The following is a 14,812-nucleotide window of genomic DNA, read 5'->3' as shown; positions in this document are numbered from 1 at the left end:
CAGACCAACCTACAGGGGGTCAATTTTGGACGCCGATCCCCCGGCTTAGGGGGGCAATATTGCAGGCCGAATGACAGGTGCGCGTCGAAGGGCCGAGCAGGGTCTATGTGCGCGGCAGCGACTCGGGACGAATGATCGAACAGCATTTCTGCCCCAACTGCGGTTCCGCGGTATTTTGGCACTCGGAATCTTTCCCCGACCTTATCGGCATCGCCTTTGGCGCGTTCGCCGATCCGTCGATGCCTTGGCCTCCTGTATCCGTGTGGGAGACGACACGACATCCATGGGTGACCTTCGATTACCAACTCCTTCACTTTGGACGTCAACCGGAACTGGTCGAAGGCGCTGCCACGGCCCGCCGCTAGGCGCCCGTACCGAGCCCATGCGGGCGCTAGGTAATCGTCTGAGGTGCGGCAAGTGTGATTAGCGCCCAGGGTGCCCATCGACGAAATGTTGCAGACAATACAAGTTTGGAAAAAGGGATGATCACGCAACACGCGCTCATCGACCAAATGAAGGATTCCATGCGCGCGCCCTGGATTGCCGGTGATTTTGGCGCAATAGCCAGGGAAATGGGTATTCCCGAAGCGGAGCGCTTCGTCGCCCGGATGGAGCTCGAACCTGACGCGCGCGTGCTGGATATTGCCTGCGGTACGGGTAACGTGACCATCCCCTTAGCCCGCCGGGGTGCCACGGTGACCGGCTTGGATATGACACCTCATCTGCTGGAGGAGGCTCGAGCGCGCGCGGCTCGCGAAGGACTTCGCATCCGCTTCGACGAAGGCTTTGCCGAAACGCTTCCCTACCCCGACGGCAGTTTCGACGTGGTGGTTTCGATGTTCGGGATTATGTTTTCTCCGCTCCCCGCGACCGTTGCTTCGGAGATAGCGCGTGTCTTGAGGCACGGCGGACGGCTTGCTTTGGCCAACTGGACTCCATTTGGCTTTGGCGGGAAGATGCAAGCAGTTGCCGCCCGGCACCTTCCGCCGCCGCCTCAAGGCACGGTATCTCCTTTCCTCTGGGCAGAAGAAGCCACCGTACGCGACAGGTTGAACCCGGGCTTCGATGCTGTCGAAACCAGCGTCGTGGCCGTCAGGTGGGAGTTGCAGAGAAGCGCCGCTGGTTCCGCTGAATTCTTCGCGAAGAATTCCGGGCCAATACAACTCATGCTCGGCCGCCTCGATGCCCCGAAACAGGCCGCACTCCTGCATGACTTGGAGCAACTCTGGATAGACAACAATCTCGCGGCCAAAGGCGAGAACCATACCGTGATCAGCAACGAGTATTTGCAGGCGCTCGCCAGGAGGCGGTAGGTCTGGTTGTTCGATTGCTTGGACTCAAAGCGTCTAAGTGCGACGCCTCGAAGCGACGATGATGGCCTGCAGCGGTCGTCGCTACCCGGTATTGAGCCAGGAGTTACGCTGCATCGGTCACTTGCTTTTCCGAACGGGCGCACGACATTCTGGCCAGCTTGCCAAGCGGCCACGACTGGCGTCAACGCGGAAGGCAGCCCGATCCAGAATCCGATTTAGAGGAGACTTCCATAATGGAGGACTTCGATATCCCTCTGCGGAGAGCGCCAGTTGCCGAGACGCCCATGGCATCCGGCGATGGAATCTACGCTAAAATATATCGACATTCTCGGTCCGAGCTCGAGGCGCCGTCGATCGACAATCACGAACTCGTCCTCGTACTGCAAGGCTGCGGCGTGGCGCGACGAACGCTGAGCGACGGACGCAAGCAGACCTTTCGCTTCCGGCCTGGGCTCATTGCCGTAACGCCCGCCGGAGAAACCCAGCAGCTCTCTATTTCCGGAGAGAGCTTGGCGATACACTTCTACGTTACTCCGAACAGGCTCGCTTCGGTAGCTGGCCACGAATTCGATCCTTTTCCTGCCTTCGGCGTCAGGGACGATGCGCTTTCGTCGCTTGGACGATTACTGTCCAAGGAAATGATGACAGGATTGCCCTCGGGATCCTTGTTCAGCGACCAATTGACGGGTGCCATTTTGGAGCGCTTCCCGCGGGCTCTGAGTCAAATGGAGACGCCGGAATACCGACGCGAACGACTGGCTCCATGGCAATTGCGGCGCGCGAAGTCGGTTATTGCCGGCAACATCCGCAAGAGCTGGTCGCTCGAAGAACTTGCCGCAGAAGTCGGAACGAGCGCGAGTCATTTTTGCAGGGCATTCCGGAATTGCGAAGGAATTCCGCCGTATCGCTATCTGACCGATTTGAGGATCGAGCACGCGAAGAAGCTTCTGACCCTCTCCTCGACCTCGTTTTCCATGATCGCAGAGGAAATCGGTTGCGAGACTGCCGGTCAATTTTCCCGGCTTTTTAGGCGAGAAGCAGGTATGAGCCCGACAGCATATCGCCGCGAGTTCGAACGGTGAGCAGTCCCGCGCATATTCGCAATTCAGGCTGATTGCAGCATTTTAGGTTCTTTCCGTTCCTTGGACCCCAGCGTCTTAATGCGGGCTGCGGTACCATTCACGGTTACGGATAAGCAAATGACACTCAACGCGAACGTCTCGTTAGACCCCTTCTCCACTGCGCAGCAGCTTTCCTCCGCGCTCAACAGGAATGAGCTAAGCGCTGAGGAAGGAAATCCGGTCTGGTTCATCACGGGTACCTCGAGCGGCTTCGGCGACGCCTTCGCGCGCCACGCCATCAGCCAGGGATATCGCATCGTCGCCACAGCGCGTGACCGGTCGAAGCTGGCCGCGCTCCAAGCGCTCGCCCCCGATCGCGTGCTGGTCCAGCGGCTAGATGTGACCGGCCCCGGGGAGCCTGAAGCGGCCGTTGCGGCAGCCATCGACCGCTTCGGGCGTATCGATGTGCTGATCAACAACGCGGGCTACGGCGTCGTGGGTGCTGTCGAGGAGACGCCGGAGAGCGAGCTGCGTGCCCAGATGGAGACGAACTTCTTTGGCGCCGTGGCGGTGATCCAGGCCGTGCTGCCGATCCTGCGTTCTCAGAGAAGCGGGGCGATCGTCAATATCTCGAGCCTCGGCGGCCAGCTGTCCTTCGGCGGGTTCGGCGCCTACTCGGCGAGCAAGTTCGCGCTGGAAGGGCTTTCAGAGGCGCTGGCGCCCGAGATGGCGCCCTTTGGCATCAAGGTGCTGATCGTGGAGCCAGGGTATTTTCGCACCAACATGACCGGCTCTGGGCGCCTCATGCCGGAGCTCGAGCCCTACCGCGATGTGGTCGGCCCCACGCGTGAGTTTCTGCGGTCTATTCATGGGGCGCAGCCGGGAGATCCACTGAAGGCAGGCGCCGCGATCGAGCAGGCGCTGGCAGCGAGCGCAACACCGCTTCGATTGCAGCTCGGAACGGACGCGGTCGATGCCATCCGCGGTCATGCCCAGCGGCTGCTGGAGGACCTGCGGGTGTGGGAAGGCGTCGCGGCAACGACGCGGGTTGAGGGTCCGTAATTCAACGGCGGCGCCGACGGCGGCTGTGCGATGTTTCTTAAGCGCCCTTGGCCGGTCGCCTGCTCGCATCCCCCTGTGTCAGAGTAGTTGCCGCCTCGATAGAGCTGTACCTCGCCTTAATCTGTCCCGTAGTTCCCCACGCCGCGTTCCGTTGAAAGTCAGGAGCATGTGATGAAGATAGATGGACGCTGTCACTGCGGCTTTGTCACGTTCGAGGCCGAAGCCGATCCCGAAACGACGACCATTTGCAATTGCACAGACTGCCAAACCATAAGCGGCGCGCCATTGCGAGCGGTCATCGGCACTCATCCAGGCACGTTTGTGCTTTTGTCGGGCAAACTAACGGAATATCGAAAGACCGCCGATAGTGGAAACGTCCGTGTGCAAGCTTTCTGCCCTCAGTGCGGGACGGCGATCTATTCGACATCGACTGGCGATGAGCCAAAAGCCTACGCCGTGCGCGTTGGAGCGCTTCGCCAACGAAATGAATTGGTGCCACGTCGGCAGATATTTACTCGCTCTCAACAGCCCTGGGTCAACGACCTCAACTCAATCCGGAAATTCGAAGGCACACCGAACTGAGGTTGACCCGCCGCGGTGGCGGATGGCCATTTTGGGCACTGAAATTCCTTGGCCGCGCAGAAAGTCTGCTTGTGGCCCGGAAGCCGCCCCTCGCAACTTTCAAGGGGCACCGCACCAGTTTCGCACCAGAAACAACCTGTTCGAAACGCAACGAGCGCAATCGAAATCAAACAAAATCGCAGCAAAATCAACGAAGCTAATCGATATCCTCCCGCTCATAACGGTCTGGTTGCAGGTTCGAGTCCGCTGACCGACCAGTGGAATCTGCGCCCCATGCTGCGAGGGTTGGCTCGCCGCACCAGTTACGCATCTATCTTGAATCCCCGAAGGCGGCGGACAAATATCCGACGTGTTAGCGCCGGGGCATCCTGTTCGTACTCCAAAGAAGCCGAATTCCCTACGCACGGAAAGGAATGCTTCTCGCCTGTAGCTTTATCTGTTCATTTTGCTTCGCCAAGACTTCGCTCAAAAAGCCAAGAGTGGCGAGGCATTATGCGTTTGCGCCCCCAGAGCATGCAGCCACCCTATTCTTCGACCGAGGTCGCGACAGCGATTGGCATCTCTCTAGATACATTCTATCGCACGCGCCGCCTCAGGCAGGAGCGCGATGGCTTGCCTTCGCCGATCAGCGAGCGAGGACCGCTGAAATGGGAACGCACCGGCTTCGATGCTTGGCTTACACGACATCATCCTATGCGCCCAAAGACAATTGCGAATGACGCATTCGCGCCGCCCCCAGCATCAAGCGACGAGGAACACCGCGAGCGGCTGGGGAGGGCCTACGGCCAGCACAATGCTTGACAGACCAGATCGCACTAGATTCCAATGGGTGCCATCTCTTACTGGCCCTGAGGCTCTTTATGGCCGATCCCAAATTTCCCCATGTAAGGTGGCGCGATGGCCGTCCTCGCTCGTCGCATGGCGCTTATGCCAGGGCACTCGGCTTTGTCGACGCCGACTTGCGCCATCCGCCGCACGATGAAAAAGGCCGTCCGGTCGGTGCGTGGTTCAATCTTCAGGAAGCCTCAGACTTTTCAGACAAGCGAAAGTCGGAAATCGAGGCGGCGCGCCGCGCCGGCAAGCTACCGAAGAAGATTACGATCCGGAAGCGTTCAACGATCGAAGATCTTCTGGACGATTGGAGCAAGTCGGTTGAGTTCAAGGCGTTGTCGTCCGCCTCGCAATCTTCCTATCGCAAATGCATCTCGGCCATCTTGTACCGACCGCAATCGCGCAAATCCGCGGCGAAAATGCGTGCCGAAATCCGTGCCGCCAAACTGCTCGGCGTAGCAGAGCCAGTCCGAGAACTCGAGGCGATCGCAACTGCAACTCCGACATCAATCGGCAAACCAGAGTTCCGAGCCTTCTATAATTATGCGAAATCGGCTCGCGGCCATCATATGGCGCTCTCGATGATAGCCACGCTCTCAGCGGCATTTACCTGGGGGCAGGAAAGCATCTTGTGGCGTCTCGGACCTAACCCGCGAGAAGGCATGGAGTTCGATCACCCGGACGGACGCATCGTACAGGTTGCGATGACCGAATTTTCCGCTTGGGTCGCTGCAGCCGATGCGATCGAACGGCCGTCGGTCAGCGACAGCTTCCATCTGGCATTGTTCACCGGACAGCGCCAGACTGACCGTCTGATTATGCGCAACGAGAGCGACGTTGAGGGCCGGCACGCGTTTCGACAGAGCAAGACCGGCGAGCTTGTCGACATCAAAGAGGCGCCACAACTGAGCGCACGGCTAAATGCCTCGCGTGCACGAATAAAGGAACTCAAGCTCCGGCTTCAGTTGGATAAGGTGCCACCCGAGCTCGTGGTCAACGAAGACAATGGTGAGCCTTATGACGAGAGTACCTATCGCCATTGGGTGTCGACCGCCCGGGCCGTCGCTATCTTCGGCTTTCTCGCGCGCGACAACGCGCGCCAGGCAATTGTCCGCGCCGAGCGACTGAACGCCGAACTGATCAAAAATGTCGACAGGCTGTTCGCCCCTTTTCCTCTCGATGAGGAGAATAAGGCGCAGCGCGCTCGAGCGGTCGATCAGCGCAAGCGCGCATTAGCGGAATGGCTGGATACGCAGACCGCACGCGACAGCAATGGCCATGAGACAGCATGGCGTCTGAAGCCTTGCCCCGCTCTGGTATTCGTCAATGGCGCCGGCGAACTCGACCAAAAGCACGACCAAGACCTACGTGATACCTGCGTCATGCTTCTCGATCGGGCTGGCTGCGACTTGCTGACGATCTGCGACATCACTGGGCATTCATACCGAAGCGCACAGACCATCGTGAAGCATTACCGCGCCCGCAATGCCGCTCGCGCCGATTCCGGCATCGATAGGCTTGAATTGCAGGTGCGGAAGGAAGGTATGAAGGGCTGAATGGCTGGCGTGTTTCAGCGTCGGATGGGCTCCGGCCCTAAGCCCTTAGGTGAAACCCGGGCGCGCAACGCGCCGCCAATCTCGCGTTCTGTGTTTCAAGTCATTCCTAGAACGAGCCAAGCGCTTCGGCACTGGGTTATCCGTGAACAAGCGGACGACTCATCGACGACCGCCCGCGCCCAGTGAACATTCCTACCAAATTATCCGGCTCGTCGCACGGCGTGCGACGTACGACCACTAAAAGCGTCGCACGAGACCCGGTTTGTTCTGCAGAGAAATTAAAAAAGCCCTTACGGGCCAATCGCTTAAGGGTGGTGGGCGCACCAGGGCTCGAACCTGGGACCCGCTGATTAAGAGTCAGCTGCTCTACCAACTGAGCTATGCGCCCGAAAGGCGGGTAACGCCTTGCGAGGCCGGTCGTTTAGCAAAGCGATCCCGGGAAGGCAAGCGATGTGGACGAGGTTTTCCAAGTCTTCATGACCGGGTCCCAAAAACGGAAAAGCCGCCGGATTCCAGCGGCTTCGCTCGCCATGCCCGGAGATTTGCCGGGCCTTACAGGCGCCCGCCGTCCCGATCCGGTCCGCCATCTCGGTCGCCACCGTGGAAACGGTCCATCATGCGGTCCATGCCGCGCTCCATGAAGCGATGGTGCCAGCCGCCTTCACCGCCGAACGGGCCCTGGTGACGGGTCAGGACGGCCAGGCGCCGCTTCTGGCCCTCATCCAGGGTCTTGTAGAGCGGGTCTGCAGCATCGGCGATCTTCTTCAGCGCCGCGGACGTGGCGCCCATGTCGTCAGCGCGCTGGCGCAGGCGGGCGACCGGATCATCCGGCTTGTCGGCATCGCCGGGGTCAGCGTTCATCCGCGCGTTGGCGCGATCGATGCGCAGCTTGGCTAAGTCGCGCACGGCGGCCTCGACCGGCGGCCACAGCTTCTCCTGGTCGGCATTCAGCTTCAAGCCGGCATGCACGGCCGCGATCCGCGCGTCGACAAAGGCGGCGCGGTCTTCCGGATTCATGCGCATATGGCGCATGTGGTCGGAGAAGCGGTGATATTGCGCGTAGACTGCGCCGGAGCCGGCGATACTGAGCACGGCGATGGCGGCGATGGCGAACTTTCTCATACGAACCTCCTCTTGCAAGGTTCCATGAAGATGGGCGCCATTTGCACGCGGTTCAACTTACAACTTCGATAGAGAGAGCAGTCTTACCAAGATGTAATCCGCGGCTGCACTTTGAAATCATTCGCAACATGGCTGAAACAGAGAAGGGCTTCCGCCTGGCGAACGGAAGCCCTTCTCGCGGCGCAACGGCGCACGAACTCAGTTCGTCGCGCTCTTCGCTTCCTTCTGGAATTCGTCGATCAACGGCTGGCCGACCCGGCTCGCGGCATCCTTGTAGACCGGCTCCATCGCCTTGCGCATCGCCTCGTCCTGTTCTGAAGTCAGCGAGATGATCTCGCTCTTGCCGCTCTTCTTGATCTCGGCGAGCGCGTCGTCGTTTTCCTTCTGCGACTGCGCGTTGTTGAAATCGGTCGCTTCCTTCATGGCCTTCGCAAGCTGGTCGCGCACATCGGCCGGAAGGTCGTCCCAGAACTTCTTGTTCACGATCACGACGTAGCCGATGTAGCCGTGATTGGTCTGGGTGATGTACTTCTGCACCTCGTGCATTTTCTGGGTGTAGATATTGGACCAGGTGTTCTCCTGCCCGTCGACGACGCCGGTCTGGAGCGCCTGATAGACCTCGGAGAACGCCATCACCTGCGGCAGCGATCCCAGCGCCTTGAACTGCGCCTGAAGCACGCGCGAGGACTGGATACGGAATTTCACGCCCTGATAGTCGGCCGGCGTGACGAGCCTCTTGTTGGCACTCATCTGCTTGAAGCCGTTGTCCCAATAGGCAAGGCCGGTGATGCCCTTGGAGTCCAGCAGCTTAAGCAACTTCGCGCCGAGCGGTCCCTCCGTCACCTTCCGCAGCGTCTTCAGGTCGGGAAGGATGTAGGGCAGATCGAACACCTCGAACTCGCGGATGCCGAGCGGGCCGAACTTGGAGTTCGACGGCGCCAGCATCTGCACGCTGCCGAGCTGGAGCGCCTCGAGCTCTTCCTTATCCTTGTAGAGCGTCGAATTCGGATAGACCTCGACCTTCACCTTGCCGCCCGTGTACTTCTCGGCGAGCTCCTTGAACTTCTCGGCCGCCTTGCCCTTCGGCGTATCGGTCGCGACGACGTGGCTGAATTTGATGACGATCGGGTCGGCGGCTGCCGAACCGGCAAGCCCTAGAACCAAAGCCGCGACGGATGCCGCGATCGCGAAGGTGCGCATGATGCCTCCCATGTTATTGATTGGGCCGCCCGGCGCGCGGGCGGCCTTCCTCGAGCGGGTGCATCCATACAGGGCGACGCGCACAGGCGCTATTGGCCGTTAGCAGGGCTGCTATTCATGACTAACACTGCCATTCCGGGGAGGCTCGAAGAGCCGAACCCGGAATGGCAAGCTTCATTTGTCAGCTCGCCGCCGCCGTCTGCACCGTATCGCGCTGGCGCTTCATGACGATCTTGTTGAGCGCGCCGAGATAGGCCTTGGCGGAAGCCACCAGCGTGTCCGGATCCGCCGCGCGCGCCGTCATCGAACGGCCGTCATGGGACAGACGGACCGACACCTCGGCTTGCGCGTCGGTGCCTTCGGTGACCGCGTGGACCTGGTACAGCTCAAGCTTGGCCTCGTGCGGCACCAGCGCCTTGATGCAGTTGAAGACGGCATCGACCGGACCGTTGCCCTCGGCTTCCTCAATCTTGGTCTCGCCGTCGACATCGAGCTTCATGGTCGCGCGCTGCGGACCATGGGTGCCCGCGATCACGGTGAGCGAGGTCAGCTTGATGCGGTCGTGCGAGGCCGCCATTTCCTCGTCGACTAGCGCCTCGATGTCCTCGTCGTAGATGTCCTTCTTGCGATCGGCCAGCGCCTTCATCCGCGCGAATGCATCTTCCAGCTGGTTCGGACCGAGCTTGTAGCCCATCTCCTCCAGCTTGTGCACGAAGGCATGACGACCGGAATGCTTGCCCAACACCAGCGAGGATTGCTTCAGACCAACCATTTCCGGCCGCATGATCTCGTAGGTCGAAGCGTCCTTCAGCACGCCGTCCTGGTGGATGCCGCTCTCATGCGCGAAGGCGTTCCGGCCGACGATCGCCTTGTTGTACTGCACCGGAAACGAGGTCGCCGCAGACACTACCTTTGAAGCGCGGGTGAGCTGCGTGGTGTCGATCTTGTTCCAGTACGGGAATTTGTCGTTGCGCACATTGATCGCCATCACGATCTCTTCGAGCGCGGCATTGCCCGCCCGCTCTCCGATGCCATTGATCGTGCACTCGACCTGACGCGCGCCGCCGACGATGCCGGCCAGCGAATTCGCAACGGCCATGCCGAGGTCGTTATGGCAGTGCACGGAGAACACCGCCTTGTCCGAGTTCGGCACGCGCTCGATGAGCGTTTTCATGAAGTGAGTGTACTCGTCCGGCGTGGTGTAGCCGACGGTGTCGGGGATGTTCACCGTGGTTGCGCCGGCCTTGATGACGGCCTCGACGATGCGGCAGAGAAAGTCCATCTCGCTGCGGGTGCCGTCCTCAGCCGACCATTCGACGTCGTCGATCAGATTGCGGGCGCGCGCGACCATGGCAACCGAGGTCTCGATCACCTGCTCCGGGGTCTTGTTCAACTTCACTCGCATATGTAGCGGCGAAGTCGCGATCACGGTGTGGACGCGGCCGCGCTTGGCGAACTTGACGGCTTCGGCGCAACGATCGATGTCCGCTGGATGCGCACGCGACAGGCCGGCGATCACCGAATTCTTGGAGCGGCGGGCGATCTCGCTGACTGCCTGGAAATCACCTTCTGAGGTGATGGGGAAGCCGGCTTCGATCACGTCGACGCCCATATCGTCGAGCAACTCCGCAACTTCGAGCTTCTCCTCGAACGTCATGGTCGCGCCGGGGCACTGCTCGCCGTCGCGTAGGGTGGTGTCGAAAATGATGACGCGGTCCTTCTCGGACTTATTCACGGGGGCCATTTCGAAATTTCCTTTAAGCTGGTGCGCCCTTCAGTTGGCTCGAGCGCTTGAGGTGTCCGGTGATCTCGTACAACCCCTGAGTGCCCAGGCGCGTTCGCCCAGCCGGCCCTCAGGGGCAGGTAAGAAGGAGCTCGCCAAGAAGGAGGGTGGGCAGGATCGCGGGCCGGGACGCGGCGGTGCCGGCGGCCAGAGCCGCCTCCCCCGAAATCCCGTCATTTTGGCCGCGAATCAGCATTGCCAGACCCTTTGAGCCGCAAAATCCTCGGCCAAAACCATTGACGGTTCGTTGCCGGGAGGCCCGTTGAGGCGTTTCTAGACGAGAAATGGCTGAAACTGCAACGCCAAAAGATGGTCAGGGTAGCTGACCTGATTGAGCAACGCGCCAACTCGCGCAACTGGCCTGCCCGCGGGCGTCAATCTCGTCGTCTCAGCGCGCCCGCACGCGTTCAAACTCCGCCTGCGCCCGCGCGAACTTCTGATTGAACAACCACATCGCATCCAGGACTTCGCGGAAGCTCGCCGACGTCCTTGCCCTGTCGGCGCGTCCATAGGCAAAAATGCTGTTGTTGCGCAAGTATTTCATGACCGTCGGGTCGGAGACTCGGCTCTGAAGTAAATTGCCCGACTTCAGCGCGGCTCGCGTCGCGGTCGGGATGATCTGAATGAGCTCGAAGAGTTTCATCTGGTCGATGGGGTCCGGCAGGGTTCTGGCGATGTCGGGTATCTGCGCGAAGAGATCCGCATGCGCGTTCATGAGGCCGTCCCGCACTGCGGTCCAGTGATTGAGCCGGTGGTCGAGGCCGGCGGCACGGGCCTCCTCCCTGTCGTCGCGCGCGATCAGTTGCGGATCGAAGGCGGCGATCGATGCCTTGATCGACTGCCACTGCTTATGGCCATTGCGGTCCTCGGACGGGCCGGTCTGAAAACTGCCGATATAGGTCTTGGCGCGGCCGTTGCCGACATTCTGCTTGCCGTTGGTCTCGGCGAAGAAAAGCCCCAGGCTGATGCGGCCCGCCGCATCGACGCCCTTGGCATCAAGTCCCTTGGCGCGCGCGATCGCACTACCGAGATCGACGACGTCCTTGAACGGCGTCGACGAGGCCTGCGCATTCGCGGGCGGCGCCTCCATGACGTCGAAGAGACTTCTGTACTCGTCGACCAACGGTTCGATATCGGCGTCGAAATAGGCCGGTGGAACCTCATATTTGTTGGGCCGTCCGATCCGCGACGGAAGTGCATCGGTGAGATCCTTGTAGGTGCTCATGACGTCGACGCGCGCCAGGTAAAGGGCTTGCCCTGGCTGGTTCGGAAGCGGCTCATGCGCGTCGATCTGGCGGCGGCGCTGGCTGAGGATCGCCTTGAAGTCATTCAAGGCCCGATTGTAGGCCTCGAGCGCCCCTGATTGCTTCGCGCTGAGCGCGGCTGGCTGCGCGCGCGCCGATGAGCCGACATTCACTGCCCCACTCAAGGCGATTGCAACAACAAGCGTTGCGCTTGCGATGATGTGACGTCTCATGTCCGCCATCGAGCTCATGCGTTCGGCCGGTTGCCTCAATCGTAGTCATCGGGAACAAGGCCCGGAAGCTCTACCTCACGATAAGTGTCAGATGTTTGCAACACTGCAAACCTATTTGATCGGCGCCACAATCGCGCCGCAGGAATTTCCAAATCGAAAACGCAAGGTGCGCTGGTGAATGCAACATCAGGGGACACTGATGCAAAAACTGCGGGCGATCGACGGCGATGCGGAGCGGGTCGGCTTCACCTTCTCATTTCAGATAGCGGATGGCGGCAAGCGGCGGGCCTGCTGTGTCAGGGTCGACGCCCCGAACTTCCACGACGCATCGGCGCTATTCCGCGAACGATGGCCCGCGATCGAATCGGTGGCGCGCAATAGCGTCAGGGCCGCAGACGGCGGCGACGGCGTGATCGCGCTCGAGCTGCCGGCGGCCTGATGGAATCCGTGTATCACGGCTTCCGCTGATCAGTTACCCCGCGTTCTTCGTGGCCAAAATCTGATAGAGCACAATCGCGCCGAACGTCGCGGTGCCGATGCCGCCCATCGTGAAGGCGCCGAACTTGAGCGTAAGATCGCCAGCGCCGGCGGTGAGCGCAACGGCGACAGTGATCAGGTTGCGCGGGTTGGAGAAGTCGACCTTGTTCTCGACCCAGATTCGCCCAGCCATCGCCGCGATCAGGCCGAACAGCACGATCGAGAGGCCGCCGATCACGGGACCGGGGATCGACAGGATCAGTGCGCCGAATTTCGGCGAGAAGCCAAGCAGGATCGACACCACGGACGTCACCGCGAACAGCAGCGTCGAATAGACCTTCGTCGCCGCCATGACGCCGATGTTTTCTGCATAGGTGGTGACGCCGGTGCCGCCGCCGCAGGCCGAGACGATCGTTGCAAGGCTGTCGCCGAGGAACGCACGACCGAGATAGCCGTCAAGACTTCGGCCGGTCATCACGCCGATGGCTTTGATGTGGCCGAGATTCTCGGCAACCAGAATGATCGCGACCGGCGCGATGAGGAAGATCGCATCGGCATGAAAGGTCGGCGTCGTGAATCTCGGCAGGCCAATCCAGGGCGCCGCGGAGAGTTGGGTGAAGTCGACCGGTTTGCCGAGACCCAGGCCATTGGCAAGCAGGAGATAAAGGAGATAGCCGCCGACGGCACCGACGATGATCGGCAGCCGCCGCCACAATCCCGGAGCTGCCACGGCGGTCAGGCCAATGATCAGCACGGTCAAGAGCCCGACCCAAGTGTCGAACGCGCTCGCGCTCACCGCCTTCACGGCTACCGGCGCAAGATTGAGACCGATCGCGGCGACCACCGCTCCCGTGACGACCGGCGGCATCAGGCGCTCGACCCAGCCGACGCCGGCCCACATCACGATCAGCGCGATGATGCCGTAGAGCACGCCGGCGCCGACGATACCGCCGAGCGCTACGCCGATATTGGGATTCGGTCCCTGCCCGGAATAGCCGGTCGCCGCGATGACGACGGCAATGAAGGCGAAGCTGGAGCCGAGATAGCTCGGCACGCGTCCGGCGACGACCACAAAAAAGATCAGCGTGCCGACGCCGGAGAAGAACAGCGCGAGATTTGGGTCGAATCCCATCAACAGCGGCGCGATGATTGTGGCCCCCGACATCGCGACGCCGTGCTGGAGGCTGGCGATGATGGTCTGGCCCCAGGGCAGCCGTTCCTCGGGCAAGATCACGCCCGACGTCTTCAGCTTCCAGCGTGGAAAGTAGCTGCTTCCCTGCTCATCAGAGCCCGTGGTCGTCGACATGTTCCCCCTCCCCGTTTCTGGCGCGAGCGCGTCTTATTGCATTGTCAGCCCCTCATGGTGAGGCGCGCGGAACGCGCGTCTCGAACCATGCAGGCCCGGATATTACCGCGGCCATCCTTCGAGACGCCCGCCTCCGGCGAGATCCTCAGGATGAGGAGTTGGAATGTTATGACACAGGACGATCAGCTCGCCCAGTTCTCGCGGAATTCACCGAACAGCGTAATACCCCCGCAGGCGTAGATTGTCTGACCGGTGATGTAGCTGGACTCGTCCGAGGCGAGGAAAGCGAACACTGCAGCGATCTCTTCGGCCGTTCCGACCCGGCCGAGCGGAATGTGGCTCTCGACCCCCGCGCGCTTCTTCGCATCCCCCGTCCAGGCTGCGTTGATCGGCGTGTCGATCGCGCCCGGCCCGACGGCGTTGACGCGAATTCCACGGCCGGCGAATTCGAGCGCCAGCGTGCGAGTCAAATTCGCCATGCCGCCCTTGCTGATCGAATAGGCGAGATAGCCTGGCTTTGGGACGATCTGGTGCACGCTCGAGCAATTGACGATAGTGCCGCCGCCTTCGCGGCCGACGAAATGCGCCAGCGCCTTTTGCGCACAGAGCACCGCGCCGTTAAGATTGACGTCGATGATGCGCCGATAGGCCTCGACGTCGAGCGCCTCGCTGGGCGATTCCTTCTGGAAGCCGGCATTGTTGACGAGGCAATCGAGCCGCGGCCAGCGCGACAAAATCGTCTCGAACATCCGCGCGATGTCGGCCTCGGCGCCGACATTGGCCTGGACGACGACGTGATCCCGGTCGCCATGGCCGCGCTCGCGCGAGGCGGCTCGCGCCAACGCAAGCGTTTGTTCGGCGTCCGCACGGTGCTCCAGGTAATTGATGGCGACGGTCGCCCCTTCCTGCGCGAAGCGAACGGCGATCGCGCGCCCGATCCCTTGGGACGCGCCGGTTATGAGTGCATATCGTCCAACGAGGCGGGATGCGAACGAGGTCGACGGATCGGATTGCTGCATAGGCGTCGCCACTCACGGGGGGT

General features: G+C 61.2%; 14 protein-coding genes and 1 tRNA gene. 8 read left to right on the top strand and 7 right to left on the bottom strand.

Annotated elements, in window-relative coordinates; genetic code table 11:
* Positions 1-77 precede the first annotated feature (77 nt).
* From Q3C01_RS25975 to Q3C01_RS25950, 6 genes are all read left to right on the top strand, one after another.
* Complete coding sequence (locus Q3C01_RS25975) at positions 78-365, top strand: GFA family protein (RefSeq protein WP_458148134.1); 288 nt, start codon at positions 78-80, stop codon at positions 363-365.
* Between the two features lie 117 nt (positions 366-482).
* The gene (locus Q3C01_RS25970) at positions 483-1,313 is read left to right on the top strand and encodes a class I SAM-dependent methyltransferase (protein ID WP_458148133.1); all 831 of its coding nucleotides are present in this window, start codon (positions 483-485) and stop codon (positions 1,311-1,313) included.
* Between the two features lie 233 nt (positions 1,314-1,546).
* Positions 1,547-2,395, top strand: a complete 849-nt coding sequence (locus Q3C01_RS25965) for a helix-turn-helix transcriptional regulator (protein WP_458148132.1) — start codon at positions 1,547-1,549, stop codon at positions 2,393-2,395.
* A gap of 117 nt (positions 2,396-2,512) precedes the next feature.
* Positions 2,513-3,436 (top strand): oxidoreductase, encoded by a 924-nt coding sequence (locus Q3C01_RS25960; protein ID WP_458148131.1) that lies wholly within the window; start codon positions 2,513-2,515, stop codon positions 3,434-3,436.
* 171 nt (positions 3,437-3,607) lie between these two features.
* The gene (locus tag Q3C01_RS25955; RefSeq protein ID WP_458148130.1) at positions 3,608-4,018 is read left to right on the top strand and encodes a GFA family protein; all 411 of its coding nucleotides are present in this window, start codon (positions 3,608-3,610) and stop codon (positions 4,016-4,018) included.
* 860 nt (positions 4,019-4,878) lie between these two features.
* The gene (locus Q3C01_RS25950; protein ID WP_458148129.1) at positions 4,879-6,405 is read left to right on the top strand and encodes a site-specific integrase; all 1,527 of its coding nucleotides are present in this window, start codon (positions 4,879-4,881) and stop codon (positions 6,403-6,405) included.
* A 312-nt stretch (positions 6,406-6,717) separates the two neighbouring features.
* Here the strand turns inward: Q3C01_RS25950 and Q3C01_RS25945 are convergent.
* The 5 genes from Q3C01_RS25945 to Q3C01_RS25925 form a co-directional block, all read right to left on the bottom strand.
* Positions 6,718-6,793, bottom strand: a tRNA-Lys gene (locus tag Q3C01_RS25945).
* Positions 6,794-6,957: 164 nt separating this feature from the next.
* Positions 6,958-7,527, bottom strand: coding sequence for a Spy/CpxP family protein refolding chaperone (locus Q3C01_RS25940; protein WP_458148128.1), 570 nt, complete (start codon positions 7,525-7,527; stop codon positions 6,958-6,960).
* Between the two features lie 198 nt (positions 7,528-7,725).
* Positions 7,726-8,727, bottom strand: coding sequence for a TRAP transporter substrate-binding protein (locus Q3C01_RS25935; protein WP_458148127.1), 1,002 nt, complete (start codon positions 8,725-8,727; stop codon positions 7,726-7,728).
* A gap of 181 nt (positions 8,728-8,908) precedes the next feature.
* Entirely contained in the window at positions 8,909-10,471 is a 1,563-nt protein-coding gene (locus Q3C01_RS25930; protein ID WP_458148126.1) for a 2-isopropylmalate synthase, read from the bottom strand.
* A gap of 427 nt (positions 10,472-10,898) precedes the next feature.
* The gene (locus Q3C01_RS25925) at positions 10,899-11,987 is read right to left on the bottom strand and encodes a hypothetical protein (protein ID WP_458148125.1); all 1,089 of its coding nucleotides are present in this window, start codon (positions 11,985-11,987) and stop codon (positions 10,899-10,901) included.
* Between Q3C01_RS25925 and Q3C01_RS25920 the strand changes: the two genes are divergently transcribed.
* Positions 11,986-12,165, top strand: a complete 180-nt coding sequence (locus Q3C01_RS25920) for a hypothetical protein (RefSeq protein WP_458148124.1) — start codon at positions 11,986-11,988, stop codon at positions 12,163-12,165. The two genes, Q3C01_RS25925 and Q3C01_RS25920, sit on opposite strands and share 2 nt — an antisense overlap.
* Positions 12,166-12,186: 21 nt before the next feature.
* Complete coding sequence (locus tag Q3C01_RS25915) at positions 12,187-12,426, top strand: hypothetical protein (protein WP_458148123.1); 240 nt, start codon at positions 12,187-12,189, stop codon at positions 12,424-12,426.
* A gap of 33 nt (positions 12,427-12,459) precedes the next feature.
* Here Q3C01_RS25915 and Q3C01_RS25910 read toward each other — a convergent pair whose 3' ends face one another.
* Positions 12,460-13,770, bottom strand: a complete 1,311-nt coding sequence (locus tag Q3C01_RS25910; protein WP_458148122.1) for a solute carrier family 23 protein — start codon at positions 13,768-13,770, stop codon at positions 12,460-12,462.
* A 182-nt stretch (positions 13,771-13,952) separates the two neighbouring features.
* Entirely contained in the window at positions 13,953-14,789 is an 837-nt protein-coding gene (locus tag Q3C01_RS25905; RefSeq protein WP_458148121.1) for an SDR family oxidoreductase, read from the bottom strand.
* Positions 14,790-14,812: the final 23 nt, after the last annotated feature.

The organism is Bradyrhizobium sp. UFLA05-109 (assembly GCF_054185165.1).
The sequence above is the reverse complement of the archived record's forward strand: the minus strand, read 5'-3'. Positions and strand labels throughout refer to the sequence as shown.

Excerpts from the sequence above, each read along its gene's own strand:
- Q3C01_RS25965 (WP_458148132.1), top strand. The coding sequence starts at position 1,547 with ATGGAGGACTTCGATATCCCTCTGCGGAGAGCGCCAGTTGCCGAGACG.
- Q3C01_RS25950 (WP_458148129.1), top strand. The coding sequence starts at position 4,879 with ATGGCCGATCCCAAATTTCCCCATGTAAGGTGGCGCGATGGCCGTCCT.
- Q3C01_RS25920 (WP_458148124.1), top strand. The coding sequence starts at position 11,986 with ATGTCCGCCATCGAGCTCATGCGTTCGGCCGGTTGCCTCAATCGTAGT.
- Q3C01_RS25935 (WP_458148127.1), bottom strand. The coding sequence starts at position 8,727 with ATGCGCACCTTCGCGATCGCGGCATCCGTCGCGGCTTTGGTTCTAGGG.
- Q3C01_RS25925 (WP_458148125.1), bottom strand. The coding sequence starts at position 11,987 with ATGAGACGTCACATCATCGCAAGCGCAACGCTTGTTGTTGCAATCGCC.
- Q3C01_RS25905 (WP_458148121.1), bottom strand. The coding sequence starts at position 14,789 with ATGCAGCAATCCGATCCGTCGACCTCGTTCGCATCCCGCCTCGTTGGA.
- Q3C01_RS25960 (WP_458148131.1), top strand. The coding sequence starts at position 2,513 with ATGACACTCAACGCGAACGTCTCGTTAGACCCCTTCTCCACTGCGCAG.
- Q3C01_RS25955 (WP_458148130.1), top strand. The coding sequence starts at position 3,608 with ATGAAGATAGATGGACGCTGTCACTGCGGCTTTGTCACGTTCGAGGCC.
- Q3C01_RS25930 (WP_458148126.1), bottom strand. The coding sequence starts at position 10,471 with ATGGCCCCCGTGAATAAGTCCGAGAAGGACCGCGTCATCATTTTCGAC.
- Q3C01_RS25910 (WP_458148122.1), bottom strand. The coding sequence starts at position 13,770 with ATGTCGACGACCACGGGCTCTGATGAGCAGGGAAGCAGCTACTTTCCA.
- Q3C01_RS25970 (WP_458148133.1), top strand. The coding sequence starts at position 483 with ATGATCACGCAACACGCGCTCATCGACCAAATGAAGGATTCCATGCGC.
- Q3C01_RS25915 (WP_458148123.1), top strand. The coding sequence starts at position 12,187 with ATGCAAAAACTGCGGGCGATCGACGGCGATGCGGAGCGGGTCGGCTTC.
- Q3C01_RS25940 (WP_458148128.1), bottom strand. The coding sequence starts at position 7,527 with ATGAGAAAGTTCGCCATCGCCGCCATCGCCGTGCTCAGTATCGCCGGC.